Genomic DNA, 23,692 nt, shown 5'->3' on the forward strand with positions numbered 1-23,692 from the left:
CATCCTCATTCATTAATTCCGCTTAACAATAGTTTCACACCTTGCCCCCATTACGACACCTCGGAAATCATCACGCTGTTAAACTCTCCGTAATGCGGAAATATCATCATCGCGTTTCATTAGTGAATTCTTAAATGAGGCATTTTCACACAATTATCTTACAGATAAAAAAACCAGACTTACAATTAAGAATCAGAACAATTCACTATATAACATTGCATGTAAAGCATATACACCTCATTATTTTGTCATTATTAAGTTATTAACAGCACAATCGAGCCTTCCCCTCTGGCAAAATCTTATTCTGCAGACCTTCAAAACACCGTCCTGGGGGAGTACATTGTTCTAAGCTGACTTCCACGGCAGGGAGTGGCGATAACAGCAAAAAAGGTCAAGATTCATGTCCCCCATTGAAAAATCCAGCAAATTAGAGAATGTCTGTTATGACATCCGTGGTCCGGTGCTGAAAGAAGCAAAACGCCTGGAAGAAGAAGGTAACAAGGTACTGAAACTGAACATCGGCAACCCAGCCCCGTTCGGTTTTGACGCGCCAGATGAAATCCTCGTTGACGTGATACGCAACCTGCCTACCGCTCAAGGGTATTGCGATTCCAAAGGTCTTTACTCCGCGCGTAAAGCCATCATGCAGCACTACCAGGCTCGTGGCATGCGTGATGTTACCGTGGAAGATATTTACATCGGCAATGGTGTATCGGAGCTTATCGTTCAGGCAATGCAGGCATTGCTGAACAGCGGGGACGAAATGTTGGTTCCTGCACCAGATTACCCACTATGGACCGCGGCGGTTTCGCTTTCCAGCGGTAAAGCGGTGCATTATCTTTGCGATGAATCCTCTGACTGGTTCCCGGACCTCGATGATATTCGCGCTAAAATTACGCCTCGTACGCGTGGGATCGTTATAATCAACCCAAATAACCCAACCGGCGCGGTATATTCCAAAGAGCTTTTAATGGAGATTGTGGAGATTGCACGTCAGCATAATCTCATTATCTTCGCCGATGAAATTTATGACAAAATTCTTTACGACGACGCTGAGCATCACTCAATTGCGCCGCTGGCACCTGACCTGCTGACCATTACCTTTAACGGACTGTCGAAAACGTACCGCGTTGCAGGCTTCCGTCAGGGGTGGATGGTGTTGAACGGGCCGAAAAAACACGCCAAAGGCTACATCGAAGGTCTGGAAATGCTGGCTTCAATGCGCCTGTGTGCTAACGTTCCTGCGCAACACGCCATTCAGACCGCGCTGGGTGGTTATCAGAGCATCAGTGAATTTATTACCCCTGGCGGTCGTCTTTATGAGCAGCGTAACCGCGCGTGGGAACTGATCAACGATATTCCGGGCGTTTCCTGCGTGAAACCTCGTGGTGCGCTGTATATGTTCCCGAAAATCGACGCCAAACGCTTTAACATTCACGACGATCAGAAAATGGTGCTGGATTTCCTGTTGCAGGAAAAAGTTCTGTTGGTGCAAGGGACGGCATTCAACTGGCCGTGGCCGGATCACTTCCGCATTGTCACGCTACCGCGTGTCGATGATATCGAGCTGTCTTTGAGCAAGTTCGCGCGTTTCCTTTCTGGTTATCATCAGCTGTAATCTTAATTTCACTGCCGGAGATTGCATCCGGCAGCGTTATCCCGCCACAATGACCTGATGATGTCATCATACGTAAGGTCACTATGAAACAGAGCCATTTTTTTGCCCATCTCTCCCGCCTGAAACTCATTAACCGCTGGCCGCTCATGCGCAACGTGCGGACGGAAAATGTGTCCGAACACAGTTTGCAGGTAGCGATGGTCGCCCATGCGCTGGCAGCTATCAAAAATCGGAAATTTGGCGGTAATGTCAACGCCGAACGTATCGCTTTACTGGCGATGTACCACGATGCCTCAGAAGTGCTCACCGGCGATCTCCCTACTCCGGTGAAATACTTCAATTCGCAAATCGCTCAGGAGTACAAGGCTATTGAAAAAATCGCTCAGCAAAAACTGGTCGATATGGTTCCGGAAGAGCTGCGGGATATCTTTGCGCCGTTAATTGACGAGCATGCATATAGCGATGAAGAAAAATCGCTGGTGAAACAGGCAGATGCACTGTGTGCATATCTGAAATGTCTGGAAGAACTCGCGGCCGGAAATAATGAATTCTTGCTGGCAAAAACGCGACTGGAAGCGACGCTTGAAGCGCGTCGCAGCCAGGAGATGGACTACTTCATGGAAGTATTTGTTCCCAGCTTCCATCTTTCGCTCGATGAGATTAGCCAGGATTCACCGCTGTAAGCAGCCGGAGTCTGCGTCGCATCAGGCAATAAGCGCCGGATGCGACATCAGGCTCTTGTCAAAACGGAAACAGCATCGGGATCATCACCACACAAACCGCCATCACGATAATGGTGAACGGTACCCCCAACTTCACAAAGTCACTGAAGCTGTAATTTCCCGGACCTAAAACCAGTGTGTTAACAGGTGAAGAAACCGGTGTCATAAAGGCGGCGGATGCTGCCATCGCCACGACCATCGCGAATGGATAAGGCGACACCCCCATCGTTTTGGCAGCAGCCAGCGCAATCGGAGCCATCAACACCGCCGTCGCGGTATTAGAGATAAATAGCCCAATAACCGCCGACAAGACAAACAAACAACCCAGCATCATATGTGGCCCGTAACCACCGCCAATGTCCATCAGCCCTTTCACCGCCAGCGCGACACCTCCCGTTTTCTGTAATGCCACAGCAAACGGCATCATCCCAACGATCAAAATAATGCTCGGCCAGTGAATGGATTTATAGGCGCTTTCAGCATCTATACAGCGGAATTTCCCCATCAGCAGGCAGGCGATGATAGCGGCAACAGGATTAGGAATTTCATCTGTCAGCATTAACGCCACCATTAGCACCAGACAGAAAATGGCATGGGGTGCCTGGCTGTGCGCGGGCGATGCTTCACTCACCTCTTCCGGTAAGTTCAGCGCTACGAAGTCGCGGCCCTGTTTGGCCAGCATACCGATCAGTTTCCAGTTACCCACAACCAGGATGATATCGCCCAGCAGCAGAGGCTCATCCGCCAGCGAACCTTCCAGCGCCACGCCATTGCGCTTTAGCCCCACCACATTCAGTCCGTAGCGGGTACGAAAACCAATTTCGCGCACCGATTTACCAATCAGTTCTGACTCAGGAATTAATGAAATCTCTGCCATGCCCACATCAAGGGCCTGGTCAGAAAAATACTCGCCGCGCAGTACCATCGGCTCCAGCAATTGCTCACTACAAAATTGCCGGAGATCGACATCAGCCGCAGACATATCAATAAGCAAAACGTCACGCGCGCGAAATTCAGAAACCCCATTAACGTTCACGATAACGCGACGAAAACGCCGCCAGCGTTCAACACCGATGACGTTAGCGCCATAACGCTCACGTAATTTGAGATCATCCAGCCGTTGACCTATCATTGGCGATCCGGGGCGAATAGCCAGACGTCGCGCACGCCCGGTCAGTCGATATTCACGGATAAGATCGCGAAAGGTTCGACGCGTCCAGCCTTCGCGCTGCGGGGTCTGGGTATCCCCTTTCAGCATGAAACGCATCACTAACATATACAAAATACCCAGCACCAGCACGACCAGGCCAATAGGTGTTACGCTAAAGAAACTGAAGCCGTGATAGCCTTCACGCAGCAATTCACTGTTGACTACCAGGTTCGGCGGCGTCGCCACCAGCGTCATCATGCCGCTAATCAGCCCGGCAAAACTTAACGGCATCATCAGACGTGACGGCGAAGTTTGCATACGCATGGCAACGCTTAACACCACGGGAATAAAGATAGCGACAACGCCGGTTGAACTCATAAACGCGCCAAGCCCCGCGACGGTCAGCATCAACAAAACCAACATTTTGATTTCACTGTTGCCCGCCACTTTGACCAGCCATGTTCCCATTACGGTGGCAACACCGGTACGGACCAAACCATCGCCAATAATAAACAAGGCGGCAATCAGGACAACGTTAGGATCAGAAAAGCCGGAAAATACTTCGGGGACCGTCAGCGTTCCGCTTAATGCAAACGCGACAATAACAAACAAAGCGACCGCATCCATACGCACTCTGCCCGTCGCAAACAAGACGATGGCAACGGCCAGTAATGAAAGAACCCAAATCAATTCACCGTTCACAACTTATCCTTGTTAATTGAGGGGGATGACTTGATTCTGCCATAAAAAAGCCCCGACGAGACGGGGCTAAATCATGATCAGGTGTTTCACTGAATAATAACATCGCCATTTGGCTGTTTGGTCACAGTAATTTGCTCCAGACTGTGGAGGACCAAATCGACCTCATTCAGGCGCGGGGTATCTGCCGGAGCGTTAACCGCAATGACATGGCAACCCGCCGCCAGGCCAGAAAGCACGCCAGCGGGAGCATCTTCCACCACCACACACTCCTGCGGCGCAAGCCCCAGCAGCTGCGCACCTAACAGATACGCATCAGGTTCTGGTTTTCCGCGCTTCACTCGCTCAGCGGTTACAAACACCTCTGGTGCGGGAAGCCCAGCTATTTTATGGCGCGCTCGCGCTACCGGCATGGAGCCAGAAGTCACAATGGCCCACGGAATACCTGCTTTATTCAAATGATTGAGTAAGGCGATTGCCCCCGGAAGCGCGGTAATACCTTCGGTTTCCGTGGCCTCGATGTGCTCCAGACGCGTAAACTCGGCGGCAATATCAGCCTCGGATTTGCCCGCCATAAAATGGCGCAAAGAGGTGATCGCCTGTTTACCGTGAATGAAAGCCAGCACCTCTTCCGGCGCTAACCCATGACGTCTGGCCCAGTTGCTCCACGCCCGTTCTACCGCAGGCAGGGAATCCACCAGCGTTCCATCAAGATCAAACAGAAAACCTTTGCACCGCACGCGGGCCTCCTCAGGCGTTGATAATTTGATTAATTTCGTTGGCGCTCAAATGGTACTGACGCGGGCAGGCATGCCACACATTAAGCATGCGCTGATATTTTTCCCACATTGGCGTCTGGGCGTTAAAACCGTGAGTTCCGGCGTCAAAATGGGTATAGCGCCCTTCCACATTAACCATAAAGCGGACATAACCGAGGTAACGTGCTTCAGTGGCGGCGTCAAAGCCGAGGAAGGTGACACGACGTTCATCGATGGATTGCTGGTCCTGCAAATTAGACCAGGAAACATGCAACGCATGATACATCTCCATAATGTCGATGATAGTGCGGCAGGTTTCTTCTTTCAGCTCGCCAAACTCGCGATCCAATTCACGCATCTGTAATCCGTAACCACGCTCAATAATTGTTTGCAGGCGACGGTAACGTTCAGCATTTGCCGGATCGAGCATAGTCATCATCTTGTACTGATTAGACAAAATAAGACGTTGCGCGTTGGTCATTTCCATTGTTGACTCCTGTATCACTATACTACGGTGAAAAAAAAGAAGGCTGAGTATGCCTTCTTTTATATGCGTAATCAGGGGTCAATTACAAATCATCAAGGAAAGTTTTATCCAGTTGTTTGAAGGCGCGCTTAAGCGTGTCAGCTAATGCCTGGTAATCAGGCTTGCCTTCAACGGGTGCCAACACCTGTCCAGACTCCTGCAATTTACCGCGAACTTCATAAAACCAGTTAAGGATTGCAGGGGGTAATGGCGTTACAGAACGCTTGCCCAGCCACCACAATCCCTGCATGGGTAAACTTAAGGCGAACAGCGCAGTGGCAACTGCCGGCCCAAGCTGACCGCCCAGGGCAATCTGCCAGCAGAGAGTAAATACGGCGATCGGCGGCATAAAACGGATCGCATAACGCGTCATCTTGATAACGCGATTTTCGACAAAGACCGGGGCAAGGCGTTTTTCCAGCGGCCACGTCTTTGAGTAATGCTGTCCCCGGCGAAACAAGCTAAAAAAATTAACAGAACGATTATCCGGCGTTGACATGCTTCACCTCAACTTCACATATAAAGATTCAAAAATTTGTGCAAATTCACAACTCAGCGGGACAACGTTCAAAACATTTTGTCTTCCATACCCACTATCAGGTATCCTTTAGCAGCCTGAAGGCCTAAGTAGTACATATTCATTGAGTCGTCAAATTCATATACATTATGCCATTGGCTGAAAATTACGCAAAATGGCATAGACTCAAGATATTTCTTCCATCATGCAAAAAAAATTTGCAGTGCATGATGTTAATCATAAATGTCGGTGTCATCATGCGCTACGCTCTATGGCTCCCTGACGTTTTTTTAGCCACGTATCAATTATAGGTACTTCCATGTCGAGTAAGTTAGTACTGGTTCTGAACTGCGGTAGTTCTTCACTGAAATTTGCCATCATCGATGCAGTAAATGGTGAAGAGTACCTTTCTGGTTTAGCCGAATGTTTCCACCTGCCCGAAGCACGTATCAAATGGAAAATGGACGGCAATAAACAGGAAGCGGCTTTAGGTGCAGGCGCCGCTCACAGCGAAGCGCTCAACTTTATCGTTAATACTATTCTGGCACAAAAACCAGAACTGTCTGCGCAGCTGACTGCTATCGGTCACCGTATCGTACACGGCGGCGAAAAGTATACCAGCTCCGTAGTGATCGATGAGTCTGTTATTCAGGGTATCAAAGATGCAGCTTCTTTTGCACCGCTGCACAACCCGGCTCACCTGATCGGTATCGAAGAAGCTCTGAAATCTTTCCCACAGCTGAAAGACAAAAACGTTGCTGTATTTGACACCGCGTTCCACCAGACTATGCCGGAAGAGTCTTACCTCTACGCCCTGCCTTACAACCTGTACAAAGAGCACGGCATCCGTCGTTACGGCGCGCACGGCACCAGCCACTTCTATGTAACCCAGGAAGCGGCAAAAATGCTGAACAAACCGGTAGAAGAACTGAACATCATCACCTGCCACCTGGGCAACGGTGGTTCCGTTTCTGCTATCCGCAACGGTAAATGCGTTGACACCTCTATGGGCCTGACCCCGCTGGAAGGTCTGGTCATGGGTACCCGTTCTGGTGATATCGATCCGGCGATCATCTTCCACCTGCACGACACCCTGGGCATGAGCGTTGACGCAATCAACAAACTGCTGACCAAAGAGTCTGGCCTGCTGGGTCTGACCGAAGTGACCAGCGACTGCCGCTATGTTGAAGACAACTACGCGACGAAAGAAGACGCGAAGCGCGCAATGGACGTTTACTGCCACCGCCTGGCGAAATACATCGGTGCCTACACTGCGCTGATGGATGGTCGTCTGGACGCTGTTGTATTCACTGGTGGTATCGGTGAAAATGCCGCGATGGTTCGTGAACTGTCTCTGGGCAAACTGGGCGTGCTGGGCTTTGAAGTTGATCATGAACGCAACCTGGCTGCACGTTTCGGCAAATCTGGTTTCATCAACAAAGAAGGTACCCGTCCTGCGGTGGTTATCCCAACCAACGAAGAACTGGTTATCGCGCAAGACGCGAGCCGCCTGACTGCCTGATTTCACACCGCCAGCTCAGCTGGCGGTGCTGTTTTGTAACCCGCCAAATCGGCGGTAACGAAAGAGGATAAACCGTGTCCCGTATTATTATGCTGATCCCTACCGGAACCAGCGTCGGTCTGACCAGCGTCAGCCTTGGCGTGATCCGTGCAATGGAACGCAAAGGCGTTCGTCTGAGCGTTTTCAAACCTATCGCTCAGCCGCGTACCGGTGGCGATGCGCCCGATCAGACTACGACTATCGTGCGTGCGAACTCTTCCACCACGACGGCCGCTGAACCGCTGAAAATGAGCTACGTTGAAGGTCTGCTTTCCAGCAATCAGAAAGATGTGCTGATGGAAGAGATCGTCGCAAACTACCACGCTAACACCAAAGACGCTGAAGTCGTTCTGGTTGAAGGTCTGGTCCCGACACGTAAGCACCAGTTTGCCCAGTCTCTGAACTACGAAATCGCTAAAACGCTGAATGCGGAAATCGTCTTCGTTATGTCTCAGGGCACTGACACCCCGGAACAGCTGAAAGAGCGTATCGAACTGACCCGCAACAGCTTCGGCGGTGCCAAAAACACCAACATCACCGGCGTTATCGTTAACAAACTGAACGCACCGGTTGATGAACAGGGTCGTACTCGCCCGGATCTGTCCGAGATTTTCGACGACTCTTCCAAAGCTAAAGTAAACAATGTTGATCCGGCGAAGCTGCAAGAATCCAGCCCGCTGCCGGTTCTCGGCGCTGTGCCGTGGAGCTTTGACCTGATCGCAACTCGTGCGATCGATATGGCTCGCCACCTGAATGCGACCATCATCAACGAAGGCGACATCAATACTCGCCGCGTTAAATCCGTCACTTTCTGCGCACGCAGCATTCCGCACATGCTGGAGCACTTCCGTGCCGGTTCTCTGCTGGTGACTTCCGCAGACCGTCCTGACGTGCTGGTGGCCGCTTGCCTGGCAGCCATGAACGGCGTAGAAATCGGTGCCCTGCTGCTGACTGGCGGCTACGAAATGGACGCGCGCATTTCTAAACTGTGCGAACGTGCTTTCGCTACCGGCCTGCCGGTATTTATGGTGAACACCAACACCTGGCAGACCTCTCTGAGCCTGCAGAGCTTCAACCTGGAAGTTCCGGTTGACGATCACGAACGTATCGAGAAAGTTCAGGAATACGTTGCTAACTACATCAACGCTGACTGGATCGAATCTCTGACTGCCACTTCTGAGCGCAGCCGTCGTCTGTCTCCGCCTGCGTTCCGTTATCAGCTGACTGAACTTGCGCGCAAAGCGGGCAAACGTATCGTACTGCCGGAAGGTGACGAACCGCGTACCGTTAAAGCAGCCGCTATCTGTGCTGAACGTGGTATCGCAACTTGCGTACTGCTGGGTAATCCGGCAGAGATCAACCGTGTTGCAGCGTCTCAGGGTGTAGAACTGGGTGCAGGGATTGAAATCGTTGATCCAGAAGTGGTTCGCGAAAGCTATGTTGGTCGTCTGGTCGAACTGCGTAAGAACAAAGGCATGACCGAAACCGTTGCCCGCGAACAGCTGGAAGACAACGTGGTGCTCGGTACGCTGATGCTGGAACAGGATGAAGTTGATGGTCTGGTTTCCGGTGCTGTTCACACTACCGCAAACACCATCCGTCCGCCGCTGCAGCTGATCAAAACTGCACCGGGCAGCTCCCTGGTATCTTCCGTGTTCTTCATGCTGCTGCCGGAACAGGTTTACGTTTACGGTGACTGTGCGATCAACCCGGATCCGACCGCTGAACAGCTGGCAGAAATCGCGATTCAGTCCGCTGATTCCGCTGCGGCCTTCGGTATCGAACCGCGCGTTGCTATGCTCTCCTACTCCACCGGTACTTCTGGTGCAGGTAGCGACGTAGAAAAAGTTCGCGAAGCAACTCGTCTGGCGCAGGAAAAACGTCCTGACCTGATGATCGACGGTCCGCTGCAGTACGACGCTGCGGTAATGGCTGACGTTGCGAAATCCAAAGCGCCGAACTCTCCGGTTGCAGGTCGCGCTACCGTGTTCATCTTCCCGGATCTGAACACCGGTAACACCACCTACAAAGCGGTACAGCGTTCTGCCGACCTGATCTCCATCGGGCCGATGCTGCAGGGTATGCGCAAGCCGGTTAACGACCTGTCCCGTGGCGCACTGGTTGACGATATCGTCTACACCATCGCGCTGACTGCGATTCAGTCTGCACAGCAGCAGTAATCTCGTCATCATCCGCAGCTTTGCGCTGCGGATATCTGAACCGGAAATAATCACTATTTCCGGTTTTTTATTCTCTTAATCTGCATTAATCCTTTCTGATTATCTTGCTTAACTGCGCTGCATCAATGAATTGCGCCATTTCACTTTGCATACTTACCACTTTGTTTTGTGCAAGGGAATATTTGCGCTATGTCCGCAATCACTGAATCCAAACCAACAAGAAGATGGGCAATGCCCGATACGTTGGTGATTATCTTTTTTGTTGCTATTTTAACCAGCCTTGCCACCTGGGTAGTTCCGGTGGGGATGTTTGACAGTCAGGAAGTGCAGTATCAGGTTGATGGTCAAACAAAAACACGCAAAGTCGTAGATCCACACTCATTTCGCATTCTGACTAACGAAGCAGGCGAACCTGAGTATCACCGCGTACAGCTGTTCACGACGGGCGATGAACGCCCGGGCCTGATGAACTTCCCGTTTGAAGGATTAACCTCAGGATCGAAATACGGGACAGCTGTTGGCATCATCATGTTTATGCTGGTGATTGGCGGCGCGTTTGGCATTGTGATGCGTACAGGAACCATTGATAACGGTATCCTGGCGCTTATTCGCCATACCCGCGGGAATGAAATTCTCTTTATTCCTGCGCTGTTTATTCTGTTTTCACTTGGCGGCGCGGTATTTGGTATGGGAGAAGAGGCCGTCGCCTTTGCCATTATCATCGCACCGCTAATGGTCCGGCTGGGCTATGACAGTATTACCACCGTCCTGGTGACCTATATTGCCACGCAAATCGGTTTTGCCAGTTCGTGGATGAACCCGTTTTGTGTGGTCGTTGCTCAGGGGATTGCCGGCGTTCCGGTGCTTTCTGGCTCCGGGTTGCGCATCGTGGTGTGGGTTATCGCCACTCTGATTGGCCTGATCTTTACCATGGTGTACGCCTCACGAGTGAAAAAGAATCCTCTTCTGTCACGCGTGCATGAGTCCGACCGCTTCTTTCGTGAAAAGCAGGCTGATGTTGAACAACGTCCGTTTACCTTTGGTGACTGGCTGGTATTGATTGTCCTGACCGCCGTAATGGTCTGGGTGATTTGGGGCGTGATCGTTAATGCCTGGTTTATTCCAGAAATTGCCAGCCAGTTCTTCACCATGGGTCTGGTGATTGGCATCATCGGCGTTGTTTTCCGCCTTAACGGCATGACGGTTAATACCATGGCTTCATCCTTTACCGAAGGGGCGCGAATGATGATCGCCCCTGCCCTGCTGGTGGGTTTCGCCAAAGGGATTTTGCTGCTGGTCGGTAATGGTGAAGCAGGTGATGCCAGCGTGTTAAATACCATCCTCAACAGCATTGCCAATGCCATTAGCGGTCTGGACAACGCTGTCGCGGCCTGGTTTATGTTGCTCTTCCAGGCGGTATTTAATTTCTTTGTGACATCCGGTTCTGGTCAGGCGGCGTTAACCATGCCGTTACTGGCACCGCTTGGCGATCTGGTCGGTGTTAACCGTCAGGTTACCGTGCTGGCATTCCAGTTTGGTGATGGCTTCAGCCACATCATTTACCCAACCTCAGCTTCGTTAATGGCGACGCTCGGTGTTTGCCGGGTGGACTTCCGTAACTGGCTGAAGGTGGGCGCGACACTGCTTGGACTGCTGTTTATTATGTCCAGCGTCGTGGTGATCGGCGCTCAGTTGATGGGCTACCACTAAAAATGTTAAGAGCCGCAATTGCGGCTCTTTTTTCATTCTGCCGTTTCAGTCTCTACGGCTTCATTTTTGGCATTGCGCTTCATCCACAACGCCAGCGCTTTCAGCGAGTCTGGAGTGAACTCATCGCAGCGTGCGGTGATTTCTTCCGGCGTCAGCCAGCAAACTTCACTGACTTCATCTTCCTGTAGGGCGAAGGGACCGTGAGAGACGCAGCTGAACAATGCGCCCCAGACACGGCAATTTTTATCTTCGAAATAGAACTGCCCGTGCTCAGCAAAGGGGACACCGGCAATGCCCAACTCTTCTTCCGCTTCGCGACGCGCGGATTCCAGCAGTTGCTCATCGGCCTGGACCACACCGCCTGCGGTCGCATCTAACATGCCGGGTAAAAAGTCTTTTGTCTCGGTACGACGCTGGACCAGAATTTTGCCCATGCCATCATGCACGACGATGTAAGTTGCACGATGACGCAGACACTGTGCCCGCATTTGTTCCCGGCTGGCTTGTGCAATGACTTCGTTCTCTTCATTGACAATATCCACCCATTCAGTACTTGCCAAACGACGCTGTTCCATTATCAGGAAACCTTCTTTTTCTGGCGCTCTTACGGCGCATTTTGAGTTGTGGGTAAATTACGGATTAATCGCGACCTGCGCAATGATACTTTGATCATTGAGTGCGATTACACTAAGTACGTCATTATCCAGCATGCCATAACTCGCCGGATTACCGCCTTTCGGAATACTCACCGAGCCGGGGTTGAAGTGGAAAATCTCCCCCCGCTGTTCTGCCACTGGCAGATGGGTATGGCCGTACACCAGCACATCGTTCTGGTTTAAAGCAGGCAGATTTTCCGGGCCAAAAAGATGACCATGCGTCAAAAACAGACGTTGTTTTTCCAGTAATACCTGTTGCCACGGCGCGGTTATCGGGAAATGCAGCAGCATTTGATCCACTTCGCTGTCGCAGTTGCCGCGCACAGCGATAACCTTATGTGCCACTTCATTAAGCCGTTCAGCGACTTTGGCTGGCGCGTAACCCTCCGGTAAAGCATTACGCGGGCCGTGATTCAACACGTCGCCAAGGATCACCAGCCACTGGGCACCGCTTTGGGCAAACAACTCCAGAACACGTTCCGTCGCCGGTAACGACCCATGAATGTCCGATGCAAACATCAGTTTCATCACTCACTCCTCGTCGAAAAAACGTAAGCTATGATACTGGATTCTGTCGTTGCTATCAGCCAGATTGCTTCGCCGAAAGTGCAATAAAACGCTGGACAGACGCTCGCTGCCACTGGAATGTCGCATAATCCACCAGGCGTTCTGGCACCTCATCGCCATGTAGTACCAGGCGGTTAATCATTAGCGCCAGATCAGTATCAGCAATGCACCATTCACCAAATAAATTCGGCTGACCCAGTACTAACAAATGTTCTGCCATCGCAAACAGTTTCTCTGCACTGGCTTTTCCCTCGGCCGTTAGTGGCGCTTTTTTCGCCCCCGCAAAGACAACATCCGTCGGACGCTCTTCGCGGATGGGCATCAGATCGCTGCGCAGCCAGGCCTGAATCTGTCGTGCACGCGCACGATTTTCTAAATCAAGCGGATAAATACGTTCCCAGGTCGGTGGCGCAAATCGATCTTCCAGATACTCCGCAATGGCAGAAGATTCACTCAACTCAAAATCATCGATTTGTAATAACGGCACACGGCGTGTCTGACCGTAACCTTGCCACGTCGGCTGCAAATGTTCACCGCTGTCGAGGTCGATGGTCTTGATATGAAACGACAGGCCTTTTTCCTGCAACGCCACCCAGGCGGATAACACATAAGGGGAGAAAAAGTGGGCATCTGACCAAAGCGTGATAGCGGGTTTACTCATTATGTCCTCGGCAATAAAGGGGGCTGGCTATCAAACTATAGAGCCTTTTTGTCACTGTCACGTGACGAATACTCACGTAAGTCGCCGCGCTTTCTATACTTGTGGTGTTCAGATGATTAAACAACCGGAGCTGCAATGATCGATCTCTATTTCGCCCCGACACCCAATGGTCACAAAATTACGCTGTTTCTCGAAGAAGCAGAGCTTGATTATCGCTTGATTAAGGTAGACCTGGGGAAAGGCGGTCAGTTTCGTCCGGAATTTTTGCGCATTTCGCCCAACAACAAAATTCCGGCAATTGTTGATCATTCTCCTGCCGATGGCGGCGAACCGTTAAGCCTCTTTGAGTCTGGTGCCATTTTGTTGTATCTGGCTGAGAAAACAGGACTCTTTTTGAGTCATGAAACGCGTGAGCGCGCCGCCACATTACAGTGGTTATTCTGGCAGGTAGGCGGACTGGGGCCGATGCTTGGGCAAAATCATCATTTTAATCACGCAGCCCCCCAAACCATTCCTTACGCTATTGAACGTTATCAGGTTGAAACTCAGCGTCTTTACCATGTACTGAACAAGCGGCTGGAAAACTCGCCCTGGCTGGGAGGCGAGAACTACAGCATTGCGGATATTGCCTGCTGGCCGTGGGTTAATGCCTGGACTCGCCAGCGAATTGACCTCGCAATGTATCCGGCAGTCAAGAACTGGCATGAGCGGATCCGTTCGCGCCCTGCCACCGGGCAGGCACTGCTAAAAGCACAACTCGGTGATGAGCGTTCGGATAGTTAACAGAAACAGGTTCTCGTGTATTATTTCATCCTAAGTAAAACAACGGAGAACCTGCAATGGCACAACCTGCCGCTATTATTCGTATAAAGAACCTTCGTTTGCGTACGTTTATCGGAATTAAGGAAGAAGAAATTAACAACCGTCAGGATATTGTTATCAATGTGACGATCCACTACCCCGCCGATAAAGCGCGCACTAGCGAAGATATCAACGATGCGCTGAATTATCGCACCGTAACGAAAAACATTATTCAGCATGTAGAGAATAACCGTTTCTCTTTGCTGGAAAAATTAACTCAGGATGTGCTCGATATCGCACGTGAACATCACTGGGTGACGTATGCTGAAGTGGAGATCGATAAACTGCACGCGCTGCGCTACGCCGATTCGGTATCCATGACCTTAAGCTGGCAGCGTTAACCGCCATATCGGGAGGCTGCATGAACATAGTGATCACCGGAGGGACGGGATTAATTGGTCGCCATTTGATTCCGCGTTTGCTGGAGCTGGGCCATCAAATCACGGTAGTGACGCGTAACCCACAGAAAGCCAGTTCCGTTCTCGGCCCTCGGGTGACGCTATGGCAAGGGCTAGCCGATCAAAGCAACCTCAACGGCGTTGATGCGGTAATCAACCTGGCCGGAGAACCGATTGCTGATAAACGCTGGACTCACGAGCAAAAAGAGCGTCTCTGCCAAAGCCGCTGGAATATCACGCAAAAACTGGTCGATTTGATTAATGCCAGCGACACGCCGCCGTCGGTACTCATTTCCGGCTCGGCAACGGGCTATTATGGCGACTTAGGTGAAGTGGTGGTTACCGAAGAGGAACCGCCGCATAACGAATTTACTCATAAACTCTGCGCCCGCTGGGAAGAGATTGCCTGCCGGGCGCAAAGTGACAAAACGCGAGTGTGCCTGCTGCGTACCGGCGTAGTGCTGGCACCGGATGGCGGTATTCTCGGTAAAATGCTGCCGCCGTTTCGTCTTGGCCTGGGCGGGCCGATTGGTTCCGGTCGGCAGTATCTGGCCTGGATTCATATCGATGATATGGTCAACGGCATTCTCTGGCTGCTGGATAACGAGCTGCGCGGGCCATTTAATATGGTTTCGCCCTACCCGATACGCAATGAACAATTTGCCCATGCGCTCGGTCATGCGCTGCATCGCCCGGCTATTTTGCGCGTCCCCGCAACCGCCATTCGGCTGTTAATGGGCGAATCTTCAGTACTGGTATTAGGTGGACAACGCGCGCTGCCTAAACGGCTGGAAGAAGCGGGTTTTGCGTTTCGTTGGTACGATTTAGAAGAGGCGCTGGCGGATGTCGTTCGCTGATGTGGTTTACTGCAAACATCCGCCAGTTAACTCCCGGTGTTACAGGGTTAGTGGCTTTGCGCGATAAGATCGTCTGGTGAAAGTCGGGTCACCATCATAACTAACTCTCGGTCTAAACCTCTATCCAGCATCTCCTGAGCAATACGCAGGGCTTCTTCGCGTTTGCCAAGAATTAATCCATCATTCCGCCCTTCTTCACGTAATCTGTCAGCAATGGTCATCAGTTTCTCCTTTTCCTGTGGTGCGCGTTCTGCTATCTCACCAATAAATGCACGGAAACGCTGGGCATCTCCCGTTTGTAATACATAATTAAACAGGGCTTTTAGCTGTCTGTCATTAGTGTTCCCTGTAACTAGCAGCGAAACAATTTGGTCGACTAATCCCAACAGATCGCGCTGACGAATATGTTTCTGAATTAACTCCAACAGCGCCATTTTGCGATGTTGCATAATCTCGTCATCCGGCACCACGGTAATATCCACCAACGGAAAAGCCGATGAATATATTTTACGGGCAATCGCAGGCTCGGCAAATTCATCAAGCCAGCAGAGTGAATAAGGATAAGGACTTCTGCAACCATGATAAAACAGCATTGGGATCACCAATGGAAGCTCTTTATAGCCTGCATCCAGATGGTTTTGCATCGCCGCGATGGAATAGCGCATCATACGAAAAGCCATTAATTCTTCCGGCTTACTTTGGTGCTCTATCACTACATAAATATAACCCACTCCCTCCTGCGTTTTCACAGACCACAAGAGGTCGGAATAATATTGCCGCAGGTCGTCATCAATAAAACTGTTTGGTTCCAGTTTAAGCGTCGTTAAATCACACAGTTTGCGCAGCGGCGCGGGAAGATGAATATCAATAAAATCCCGCGCGGTGTCTGGATGGCGTAAAAAAGATTTAAATACCGCATCATGCGGCGTGGAAGTTGTCGATATTGTCATGGCGTTCCGTCACCCCTCAAATTTAAGATGACGCGACAATAACCACGATTAACACCCAATGCAGCAGGCAGTTTTTATCTTTGGACAGCGAATTCAGAAGTATTTTTAGCGGACTGCAACTTTTACATTTCAGCGGAAGCTGACTCGCAAATTCCCCATGAAAATACTCCGGCAGCGTTAGCCACCGGAGAGGAAATTATTTCAGCGATCCCTTAAGGAACTGTTGCAGACGAGGGCTTTGCGGGTTGCCAAATAACTGCTCCGGCGCGCCCTCTTCTTCTATTTTCCCCTGATGGAGGAAAATGACGTGAGTAGAAACATGGCGAGCAAAGCCCATTTCGTGAGTCACTACCACCATGGTTTTCCCCTCTTCTGCCAGTTGCTGCATAATACGTAACACTTCGCCTACCAGTTCAGGATCGAGCGCCGAGGTAGGTTCATCAAACAGTAAAACTTCCGGTTCCATCGCCAGCGCCCGCGCGATAGAAACACGCTGTTGCTGACCGCCGGAAAGATGCACCGGATATTTCCCCTGCGCACGTTCGTCTATCCCGACTTTTGCCAGATACTTCACCGCCCGCTCGCGCGCTTCCTGCTTGCTCAGGCCCAACACCTGAATCGGCGCTTCCATGACGTTTTCCAGCACCGTCATATGGCTCCAGAGATTGAAGTGCTGGAATACCATCGTCAGGCGTGTGCGCAGTAAGCGCAGTTGATTTTTATCGGCGACTTTGAGTTGACCGTCTTTGTCGCGCACCAGATTGATCGTCTGGCCATTGACCACGATCGACCCTTCACTCGGTTTTTCGAGGAAGTTAATGCAGCGCAGAAAGGTACTTTTCCCCGATCCCGACGATCCGATGATGCTTATTACATCTCCGGCATTCGCTTGCAGTGAGACCCCTTTCAGCACTTCATGTTCGCCGTAGCGTTTGTGCAAATCGATAACGTTTAATTTATTCTCGGACATCGTATTCTCAGTGCGTTGAAGAAGGTTTCACATGCTGCAACCAGCGTTTTTCCGCTCTGCGAAAGAGGCTGATCAGGACATAAGAGATGATTAAATAGAGCACCGCGGCAATGCCGAAGGCGGTAAAAGGTTGATACGTGGCGGCGTTAATATCGCGGGCTATTTTCAGCAGATCCGGCACAGTGGCCGTAAACGCCAGCGCAGTAGAGTGCAGCATCAGGATCACTTCGTTGCTGTATGCCGGTAACGCAATACGCAGCGCAGAAGGCAAAATAATGCAACGATACATTTTAAAAGTCGAGAAGCCATAGGCTCTGGCGGCTTCAATTTCCCCATGCGGAACCGAACGGATTGCCCCAGCAAAAATCTCGGTAGTGTAAGCGCAGGTGTTAAGCGTCAGCGCCAGCACGGTACAGTTCAGGCCACTGCGGAAGAAAGCGTTAAGGAATTCGGTTCCCTTAACAATCTCAAGCGTGTACATGCCGGAATAGAACACCAGCAACTGAACATACAGCGGCGTACCGCGAAAAATATAGGTAAATAACCAGATTGGAAACTGGATGTATTTATTACTGGAGACACGACCAATCGCCAGAAACAGCGCCAGGACTCCGCCTATCACTACCGACAAAATAAGCAGCCACAGAGTGATCGCCACACCAGTAAAGCGATAACCGTCGGTCCACAGCAGCGGTTTCCAGTATTCATGTAAGATTTCGATCACAGGTCAGCCCTCTTCACACCCACGGAGTAGCGGCGCTCAAGGAACAGCAGCACACCATTGGAAACAGTGGTGAAAACCAGGTAAATCACGCCACAGACGATGGCGAAATAGAACGGTTCCCAGGTACTTTTGCCTGCCAGTTGGGTGGCTTTGACCACATCTTCCAGGCCGAGTAACGAAACCAGTGCGGTAGATTTGAGGATCACCTGCCAGTTGTTGCCAATGCCTGGCAGGGCGTAACGCATCATCGCCGGAAACATGATCCGCCGAAACACTTGCCCACGAGTAAAACCGAACGCCGTCGCCGCCTCTATATGCCCTTTCGGCACTGCCATAAACGCGCCACGGAACGTTTCGGTAAAATAAGCACCGTAGATAAAACCGAGAGTAATAATACCAGCGACCATCGGATCGATATCAATCTGCCCGACGCCCATCGCCTCCGTCACCGTGTTTAGTGCAATCTGCAAACCGTAGAAAATCAGCAGCATCAACACCAAGTCCGGCACGCCTCGAATCAGCGTGGTGTACCCTTCGAAAATCAGCCCCGAAAGCCGATTTTGCGAGAGCTTACCGCCAGCGCCAATTAAACCGATGATTACAGCGAGCACTACAGAACTGATAGCCAGCTCCAGCGTGACGAGCGCACCCTGTAAAATAACACCTGAAAACCCATACAACATGCTGCCTGTCCTGTCGTGTGTGGTGAATTACCGCCTCTTGTCTCCCTCCGGTTACCCGAAGGGAGCGGGCTTTCTTTCACCGATGGCGATTAGCCACCATAAACATCAAAATCGAAGTACTTTTTCGCTAATTTCTCGTAAGTACCGTCAGCGCGCATTTCGGCAAAGGCTTTGTTCAGTGCCTCGCGCAGTTCGTTATCTTCTTTACGCAGGCCCATGCCGGTCCCTACGCCAAACAGTTTTTCATCTTTAACAGACGGGCCACCGAATTTGTAATCTTTACCGACAGGTTGTTTGAGGAAACCTTCGCTGGCAGCGACCTCATCCTGGAACGCGGCATCAATACGTCCGGCAGTCAGGTCAGAATAAATGTTGTCCTGCCCCTGATACGAGACGATTTCAATGCCTTTTGGTGCCCAATGTTCGTTACCGAACGTCTCCTGGGTGGTGCCCTGCAATACGCCTACCCGCTTGCCTTTCAGCGACTCGACTGTCGGCTGAATGTCGGAATTTTTCGCCACCACCAGACGAGAATCGGCAGCGTACAGTTTGTCGGTGAAGGCAATTTCTTGCTGACGTTTTTCCGTAATGGAAAGCGATGACATGATGGCGTCAATCTTCTTCGCTTTTAAGGACGGGATTAACGCATCCAGCGGATTTTCGACAAACGTACATTGCGTATTGATGCGTTTGCATAATTCCTTTGCCAGATCGATATCGAAGCCAACCAGTTCGCCTTGTGAATTTTTTGATTCAAATGGCGCATAGGTCGGGTCGGTACCGATGCGGATGTTTTGCGGAATCGCAGCAAACGCCGCAGTTGCGCTGGAGAAGGCCAGAACCAGAGAGAGCGATAGCACCAGTTTTTTCATAATGTCCTCAACTGACAGTCTTTTTATAGGGAATATTTACAGGTTTGTTACACTTATCGTGCCATAAAATTGACCATCAAGGCAAAATATCCCGCCCCGTTAGACGTATTATTTTTCATTAAAAATGCTTAAGTATGCATTTCAATGCACCACGATAGTGCAACAAACCTGGCGTGCACCATGATGATCATTCCATCAGGTACAGCTTCCCAGCGACGTATCAGTCACCGTAGACATTAAAGTCGAAATACTTTTTCGCCATCTTGTCGTAGGTGCCGTCCTGACGCAGCTCGCCAAGCGCCTTATTGAAGGCAGCCGTCAGTTCAGCATCATCTTTACGTAGCCCTACACCGGTGCCATCACCGAAGTATTTTTTGTCTTTTACTGATGAGCCAGCAAAGGCGAAATCTTTACCAGCAGGTTGCTTGAGGAATCCTTCGCTGGCAGCAACTTCATCTTGTAACGCAGCATCCAGACGTCCTGCAGCCAGATCGGAATAGACCAAATCCTGGTTGGCATAGGCCACCACATCCACGCCTTTGCTACGCCAGGTCTCGTTAGCGTAAGCTTCCTGGGTTGATCCCTGCAGCACACCAACATGTTTACCTTTCAGTGAATCCAGCGTTGGCTGAATCGGTGAACCTTTGGCAGCAATCAAACGAGAATCTGCGGCGTACAGCTTGTCGGAGAAGGCAATCTCCTGCTGACGTTTATCGGTAATGGAAAGCGACGAAATAATGGCGTCGATTTTTTTCGCTTTCAGTGAGGGGATCAGCGCGTCAAAGTCACTGGCAACCCAGGTACATTTCACCTGCATCCGTTTGCACATCTCGTTACCGAGATCGATATCAAAGCCAACAAAATCACCTTTAGCATCTTTCGACGAGAACGGCGCATAGGTGGTATCGGTTCCGATACGTACCGTCTCCGGTAGCGCCGCATAGCTGGAAGCCGCTGCGGAGAGACCGACTAACAAAGACAGAGCGAGAATCGACTTCTTCATACATAACCCTCAAGTGAAAATGGCTTTTTTATGTTGTGTATTGTGTTGTGTGTTTGCAGGCTCTTTCATGCAGGTCTTATGCCATCTTGACGACAACAGTAACATTCAACGTTAAATATGTTAATAAGACGTTGCATTATTGTCCTGAAGTTGAAGATAGCAGGTATAGCGGTTGAATCGCAGCGTTTCGATTGAATGGCAGAAACAAAATGTCGAGGATTTGATCGCGGTTGCAAAATTGCCCTGAAACAGGGCAACAGCGGAGTTATGCGCCCTGCCAGCGGGCAAAGAGATCTTCAGGAAGGGTTATCGCAAACTGGTCAAGAACACGATTAACCGTCTGATTTATCACATCATCAAGGGATTGCGGGCGATGATAAAACGCCGGAACGGGAGGCATAATCACCGCACCGATTTCTGCTGCCTGAGTCATTAAACGCAGATGGCCTAAGTGCAATGGTGTTTCACGCACGCAGAGCACCAACGGGCGACGCTCTTTCAGCACCACATCTGCCGCACGGGTCAGTAAACCATCGGTGTAGCTATGGACAATGCCGGAAAGGGTTTTGATTGAACAGGGTAAAATAACCATCCCCAGCGTCTGGAAAGAACCGGAAGAGATGCTGGCGGCAATATCGCGCGCATCGTGCGTGACATCAGCTAATGCCTGCACTTCGCGCAGGGAAAAACCCGTTTCGAGGGATAAGGTCTGGCGCGCCGCCTGGCTCATCACCAGATGCGTTTCGATATCTGCGACATCGCGCAGAACCTGTAATAAGCGCACGCCATAAATCGCGCCGCTGGCACCGCTGATGCCTACAATGAGTCGTTTCATAAATAGTTGCCCTGTCAGACTTGCAGGCAGACTTTGCAGGATTTCGGCGGGAGTTGCAAGTCAGGGTGCCAGACCGGCACCCTCAGCGAAGGCATCATCCTTCGTTATGCATTTCGAGATTTTCCACTTCGTTCTGACGTTGCACTGCTTTGGCGTCATCATTACGTAACGTATCGAGGAAATCGAGGTAGCCCTGATCAACATCTTTGGTGACGTAGACGCCGTTGAACACCGAGCATTCAAACTGCTGGATATCCGGATTTTCAGCGCGAACGGCGTCGATCAGATCGTTCAGATCCTGGAAAATCAACCCGTCAGCACCGATGATCTGGCGAATTTCATCAACTTCGCGACCGTGAGCGATAAGCTCCGTGGCGCTCGGCATATCAATACCATAAACGTTCGGGAAGCGAATTTCCGGTGCCGCAGAAGCGAGGTACACTTTCTTCGCTCCGGCTTCGCGTGCCATCTCGATAATCTGCTCAGAAGTGGTGCCACGGACGATGGAGTCGTCGACCAGCAGGACGTTTTTATCGCGGAACTCGGCGCGGTTGGCATTCAGTTTACGGCGCACGGACTTACGACGCAGCTGCTGGCCCGGCATGATAAAGGTGCGGCCAACATAGCGGTTTTTAACGAAGCCCTGGCGGTACGGTTTGCCCAGAATACGAGCAATTTCCAGCGCGATATCACACGAGGTTTCTGGGATCGGGATCACCACGTCGATATCCAGATCTTCCCATTCGCGGGCAATTTTCTCGCCCAGTTTCGTGCCCATATTCACACGCGCGCTGTAAACGGAAATTTTGTCGATGAACGAGTCCGGGCGAGCAAAGTATACATACTCAAACAGGCACGGATTGCTGACCGGATTGTCAGCACATTGACGGGTAAACAACTGCCCTTCTTCAGTAATGTAAATCGCTTCGCCAGGCGCGACGTCACGCAGGAAATCAAAGCCCAGCGTATCGAGCGCTACGCTTTCGGAAGCGACCATATATTCTGTACGGTTCTCGTCAATATCACGTTTTCCCAGTACCAGCGGACGAATCCCGTTTGGATCGCGGAAAGCAACCATACCGTGGCCGATAATCATCGCCACACAGGCATATGCGCCGCGGATTAAGCGGTTTGTGGCAGCAATGGCAGCGAAAATATTGTCGGCTTCCAGCGGGTAGTGGCGGAAATTGTCCAGCTCGCTGGCGAAGATATTAAGCAGAATTTCCGAGTCGGAAGTGGTGTTGATGTGGCGGCGTTTTTCTTCAAACAGTTTTTTACGCAACTCGTGAGCGTTGGTCAGATTGCCGTTGTGGGCAAGCGTAATGCCATACGGGGAGTTAACGTAAAACGGCTGCGCTTCAGAGGCGCTGGAGCTGCCAGCCGTAGGGTAACGCACATGACCAATGCCCATATTGCCCTGCAAACGCTGCATATGGCGAGCTTCAAATACATCGCTCACCAGCCCGTTCGCTTTACGCAAACGGAAGCAGTTATTGGCATCTATGGTGATGATGCCGGCGGCATCCTGACCGCGATGCTGAAGCACCGTTAAGGCATCATAAATCGACTGGTTAACCGGCATAACACCGGCGATACCGACAATACCGCACATACGTCTTTTTCCTCGTTAAGCCACATCTCAGAGCACTTACGCTCTGGGCAAGAAACTTGACGAGCTTTGCAGATAATCAAAAAACCATCTGATGATAAAACTGAACTGCGGGATCAGCTGTGATTTGCTCCAGTCTTCGCTTTTCGACACCCCGGTAAAGGAGTCGAGAAAGAAGAGAATGGCGGCAACAATCAACACACCGCGCAACGCACCGAAACAGACGCCCAGCACCCGATCGGTGCCTGACAACCCCGTTTTCTCCACCAGCTGGCCTATCACGAAGTTCACGATAGCACCAACGATCAGGGTAGCGATAAACAGTACCGCGATGGCAATTCCATTTCGAACCAGTTCGTCTTCAAAGCCCGTAAACCAGACTGACAGGTAAGTGTAGTAATGACTGGCAACAAAGAAAGCACAACCCCATGTCACCAGCGATAACGCTTCACGAACAAAGCCGCGGATCAGGCTAACCAGAGAGGAAAAAGCAATCACCGCGATTATGGCGTAATCAATCCAGACCATATGTGTCCCACGATTTTACGCCCTGTCATCCTGTTCGGGGCGCATTCTAACAGAAAAAGAAAACGTTTGCGTAGGGA

The 23,692-nt window shown here is 50.9% G+C and carries 24 protein-coding genes; 8 read left to right on the plus strand and 16 right to left on the minus strand.

Annotation, left to right across the window (positions count from 1 at the left end; translation table 11 throughout):
• Positions 1-400 precede the first annotated feature (400 nt).
• Positions 401-1,618 carry an alanine transaminase AlaA gene (gene alaA, locus QZF50_RS06835; RefSeq protein ID WP_000074527.1) on the plus strand — a complete coding sequence of 406 codons (1,218 nt, stop codon included), beginning with the start codon at positions 401-403 and terminating at the stop codon, positions 1,616-1,618.
• Positions 1,619-1,701: 83 nt separating this feature from the next.
• The gene (gene yfbR / locus QZF50_RS06840) at positions 1,702-2,301 is read left to right on the plus strand and encodes a 5'-deoxynucleotidase (RefSeq protein WP_000813860.1); all 600 of its coding nucleotides are present in this window, start codon (positions 1,702-1,704) and stop codon (positions 2,299-2,301) included.
• A gap of 58 nt (positions 2,302-2,359) precedes the next feature.
• On the opposite strand, the gene QZF50_RS06845 is transcribed toward yfbR, so the two are convergent.
• The 4 genes from QZF50_RS06845 to yfbV form a co-directional block, all read right to left on the minus strand.
• A complete protein-coding gene (locus tag QZF50_RS06845) occupies positions 2,360-4,192 on the minus strand; it encodes an SLC13 family permease (RefSeq protein WP_001012899.1) in 1,833 nt (610 codons plus the stop codon).
• Between the two features lie 86 nt (positions 4,193-4,278).
• On the minus strand, positions 4,279-4,929 hold the full coding sequence (gene hxpA / locus QZF50_RS06850) for a hexitol phosphatase HxpA (RefSeq protein WP_001203389.1): 651 nt from the start codon (positions 4,927-4,929) through the stop codon (positions 4,279-4,281).
• Between the two features lie 10 nt (positions 4,930-4,939).
• Positions 4,940-5,434: a YfbU family protein gene (locus QZF50_RS06855; RefSeq protein ID WP_000426124.1), complete on the minus strand. Its 495-nt coding sequence runs from the start codon at positions 5,432-5,434 to the stop codon at positions 4,940-4,942.
• Positions 5,435-5,516: 82 nt separating this feature from the next.
• A complete protein-coding gene (gene yfbV / locus QZF50_RS06860) occupies positions 5,517-5,972 on the minus strand; it encodes a terminus macrodomain insulation protein YfbV (RefSeq protein ID WP_000106627.1) in 456 nt (151 codons plus the stop codon).
• 337 nt (positions 5,973-6,309) lie between these two features.
• On the opposite strand from yfbV, the gene ackA reads away from it, so the two are divergent.
• The 3 genes from ackA to yfcC all read left to right on the plus strand — a co-directional run bounded on the left by ackA (position 6,310) and on the right by yfcC (position 11,441).
• On the plus strand, positions 6,310-7,512 hold the full coding sequence (gene ackA / locus QZF50_RS06865) for an acetate kinase (RefSeq protein ID WP_000095707.1): 1,203 nt from the start codon (positions 6,310-6,312) through the stop codon (positions 7,510-7,512).
• A 74-nt stretch (positions 7,513-7,586) separates the two neighbouring features.
• Positions 7,587-9,731, plus strand: coding sequence for a phosphate acetyltransferase (gene pta / locus QZF50_RS06870; protein WP_000086722.1), 2,145 nt, complete (start codon positions 7,587-7,589; stop codon positions 9,729-9,731).
• 189 nt (positions 9,732-9,920) lie between these two features.
• Entirely contained in the window at positions 9,921-11,441 is a 1,521-nt protein-coding gene (gene yfcC, locus QZF50_RS06875) for a putative basic amino acid antiporter YfcC (RefSeq protein ID WP_001274493.1), read from the plus strand.
• Between the two features lie 32 nt (positions 11,442-11,473).
• Here the strand turns inward: yfcC and yfcD are convergent, their stop codons facing one another.
• The 3 genes from yfcD to yfcF are packed head-to-tail and all read right to left on the minus strand — an operon-like array spanning position 11,474 to position 13,325.
• Positions 11,474-12,016, minus strand: coding sequence for an NUDIX hydrolase YfcD (yfcD, locus tag QZF50_RS06880; RefSeq protein ID WP_000437935.1), 543 nt, complete (start codon positions 12,014-12,016; stop codon positions 11,474-11,476).
• A gap of 57 nt (positions 12,017-12,073) precedes the next feature.
• The gene (gene yfcE / locus QZF50_RS06885) at positions 12,074-12,625 is read right to left on the minus strand and encodes a phosphodiesterase (protein WP_000772452.1); all 552 of its coding nucleotides are present in this window, start codon (positions 12,623-12,625) and stop codon (positions 12,074-12,076) included.
• 55 nt (positions 12,626-12,680) lie between these two features.
• Complete coding sequence (gene yfcF, locus QZF50_RS06890) at positions 12,681-13,325, minus strand: glutathione transferase (protein ID WP_000042442.1); 645 nt, start codon at positions 13,323-13,325, stop codon at positions 12,681-12,683.
• A gap of 135 nt (positions 13,326-13,460) precedes the next feature.
• Between yfcF and yfcG the strand changes: the two genes are divergently transcribed.
• The 3 genes from yfcG to QZF50_RS06905 are packed head-to-tail and all read left to right on the plus strand — an operon-like array spanning position 13,461 to position 15,441.
• On the plus strand, positions 13,461-14,108 hold the full coding sequence (gene yfcG, locus QZF50_RS06895; protein ID WP_000566471.1) for a GSH-dependent disulfide bond oxidoreductase: 648 nt from the start codon (positions 13,461-13,463) through the stop codon (positions 14,106-14,108).
• A gap of 56 nt (positions 14,109-14,164) precedes the next feature.
• Complete coding sequence (folX, locus tag QZF50_RS06900) at positions 14,165-14,527, plus strand: dihydroneopterin triphosphate 2'-epimerase (RefSeq protein WP_000068457.1); 363 nt, start codon at positions 14,165-14,167, stop codon at positions 14,525-14,527.
• Positions 14,528-14,547: 20 nt separating this feature from the next.
• Positions 14,548-15,441 carry a TIGR01777 family oxidoreductase gene (locus QZF50_RS06905; RefSeq protein WP_001028339.1) on the plus strand — a complete coding sequence of 298 codons (894 nt, stop codon included), beginning with the start codon at positions 14,548-14,550 and terminating at the stop codon, positions 15,439-15,441.
• Between the two features lie 47 nt (positions 15,442-15,488).
• Here the strand turns inward: QZF50_RS06905 and rpnB are convergent, their stop codons facing one another.
• The 9 genes from rpnB to cvpA form a co-directional block, all read right to left on the minus strand.
• Positions 15,489-16,391: a recombination-promoting nuclease RpnB gene (gene rpnB / locus QZF50_RS06910; RefSeq protein ID WP_000156113.1), complete on the minus strand. Its 903-nt coding sequence runs from the start codon at positions 16,389-16,391 to the stop codon at positions 15,489-15,491.
• A gap of 196 nt (positions 16,392-16,587) precedes the next feature.
• Positions 16,588-17,361 carry a histidine ABC transporter ATP-binding protein HisP gene (gene hisP, locus QZF50_RS06915; protein ID WP_001293612.1) on the minus strand — a complete coding sequence of 258 codons (774 nt, stop codon included), beginning with the start codon at positions 17,359-17,361 and terminating at the stop codon, positions 16,588-16,590.
• A gap of 7 nt (positions 17,362-17,368) precedes the next feature.
• Entirely contained in the window at positions 17,369-18,085 is a 717-nt protein-coding gene (locus QZF50_RS06920; RefSeq protein WP_000569958.1) for an ABC transporter permease, read from the minus strand.
• The gene (gene hisQ / locus QZF50_RS06925; RefSeq protein WP_000965518.1) at positions 18,082-18,768 is read right to left on the minus strand and encodes a histidine ABC transporter permease HisQ; all 687 of its coding nucleotides are present in this window, start codon (positions 18,766-18,768) and stop codon (positions 18,082-18,084) included. The genes QZF50_RS06920 and hisQ overlap by 4 nt, the downstream gene beginning before the upstream one ends.
• A gap of 89 nt (positions 18,769-18,857) precedes the next feature.
• Positions 18,858-19,640, minus strand: coding sequence for a histidine ABC transporter substrate-binding protein HisJ (hisJ, locus tag QZF50_RS06930; protein WP_000737621.1), 783 nt, complete (start codon positions 19,638-19,640; stop codon positions 18,858-18,860).
• Positions 19,641-19,860: 220 nt separating this feature from the next.
• Positions 19,861-20,643 (minus strand): lysine/arginine/ornithine ABC transporter substrate-binding protein ArgT, encoded by a 783-nt coding sequence (gene argT, locus QZF50_RS06935; protein ID WP_000748261.1) that lies wholly within the window; start codon positions 20,641-20,643, stop codon positions 19,861-19,863.
• Between the two features lie 265 nt (positions 20,644-20,908).
• Complete coding sequence (gene ubiX / locus QZF50_RS06940; RefSeq protein ID WP_000825689.1) at positions 20,909-21,478, minus strand: flavin prenyltransferase UbiX; 570 nt, start codon at positions 21,476-21,478, stop codon at positions 20,909-20,911.
• A 94-nt stretch (positions 21,479-21,572) separates the two neighbouring features.
• Positions 21,573-23,090: an amidophosphoribosyltransferase gene (purF, locus tag QZF50_RS06945; protein WP_000334220.1), complete on the minus strand. Its 1,518-nt coding sequence runs from the start codon at positions 23,088-23,090 to the stop codon at positions 21,573-21,575.
• Positions 23,091-23,126: 36 nt separating this feature from the next.
• On the minus strand, positions 23,127-23,615 hold the full coding sequence (gene cvpA / locus QZF50_RS06950; protein WP_000262113.1) for a colicin V production protein: 489 nt from the start codon (positions 23,613-23,615) through the stop codon (positions 23,127-23,129).
• Positions 23,616-23,692: the final 77 nt, after the last annotated feature.

Source organism: uncultured Escherichia sp. (assembly GCF_948475835.1).
Classification (GTDB): Bacteria; Pseudomonadota; Gammaproteobacteria; order Enterobacterales; family Enterobacteriaceae; genus ECMA0423.

Excerpts from the sequence above, each read along its gene's own strand:
- alaA (WP_000074527.1), top strand. The coding sequence starts at position 401 with ATGTCCCCCATTGAAAAATCCAGCAAATTAGAGAATGTCTGTTATGAC.
- hisP (WP_001293612.1), bottom strand. The coding sequence starts at position 17,361 with ATGTCCGAGAATAAATTAAACGTTATCGATTTGCACAAACGCTACGGC.
- ubiX (WP_000825689.1), bottom strand. The coding sequence starts at position 21,478 with ATGAAACGACTCATTGTAGGCATCAGCGGTGCCAGCGGCGCGATTTAT.
- QZF50_RS06905 (WP_001028339.1), top strand. The coding sequence starts at position 14,548 with ATGAACATAGTGATCACCGGAGGGACGGGATTAATTGGTCGCCATTTG.
- ackA (WP_000095707.1), top strand. The coding sequence starts at position 6,310 with ATGTCGAGTAAGTTAGTACTGGTTCTGAACTGCGGTAGTTCTTCACTG.
- yfbV (WP_000106627.1), bottom strand. The coding sequence starts at position 5,972 with ATGTCAACGCCGGATAATCGTTCTGTTAATTTTTTTAGCTTGTTTCGC.
- hisJ (WP_000737621.1), bottom strand. The coding sequence starts at position 19,640 with ATGAAAAAACTGGTGCTATCGCTCTCTCTGGTTCTGGCCTTCTCCAGC.
- yfcG (WP_000566471.1), top strand. The coding sequence starts at position 13,461 with ATGATCGATCTCTATTTCGCCCCGACACCCAATGGTCACAAAATTACG.
- yfcE (WP_000772452.1), bottom strand. The coding sequence starts at position 12,625 with ATGAAACTGATGTTTGCATCGGACATTCATGGGTCGTTACCGGCGACG.
- rpnB (WP_000156113.1), bottom strand. The coding sequence starts at position 16,391 with ATGACAATATCGACAACTTCCACGCCGCATGATGCGGTATTTAAATCT.
- argT (WP_000748261.1), bottom strand. The coding sequence starts at position 20,643 with ATGAAGAAGTCGATTCTCGCTCTGTCTTTGTTAGTCGGTCTCTCCGCA.
- yfcD (WP_000437935.1), bottom strand. The coding sequence starts at position 12,016 with ATGGAACAGCGTCGTTTGGCAAGTACTGAATGGGTGGATATTGTCAAT.
- purF (WP_000334220.1), bottom strand. The coding sequence starts at position 23,090 with ATGTGCGGTATTGTCGGTATCGCCGGTGTTATGCCGGTTAACCAGTCG.
- folX (WP_000068457.1), top strand. The coding sequence starts at position 14,165 with ATGGCACAACCTGCCGCTATTATTCGTATAAAGAACCTTCGTTTGCGT.
- hisQ (WP_000965518.1), bottom strand. The coding sequence starts at position 18,768 with ATGTTGTATGGGTTTTCAGGTGTTATTTTACAGGGTGCGCTCGTCACG.
- yfcF (WP_000042442.1), bottom strand. The coding sequence starts at position 13,325 with ATGAGTAAACCCGCTATCACGCTTTGGTCAGATGCCCACTTTTTCTCC.
- yfbR (WP_000813860.1), top strand. The coding sequence starts at position 1,702 with ATGAAACAGAGCCATTTTTTTGCCCATCTCTCCCGCCTGAAACTCATT.
- QZF50_RS06855 (WP_000426124.1), bottom strand. The coding sequence starts at position 5,434 with ATGGAAATGACCAACGCGCAACGTCTTATTTTGTCTAATCAGTACAAG.
- yfcC (WP_001274493.1), top strand. The coding sequence starts at position 9,921 with ATGTCCGCAATCACTGAATCCAAACCAACAAGAAGATGGGCAATGCCC.
- cvpA (WP_000262113.1), bottom strand. The coding sequence starts at position 23,615 with ATGGTCTGGATTGATTACGCCATAATCGCGGTGATTGCTTTTTCCTCT.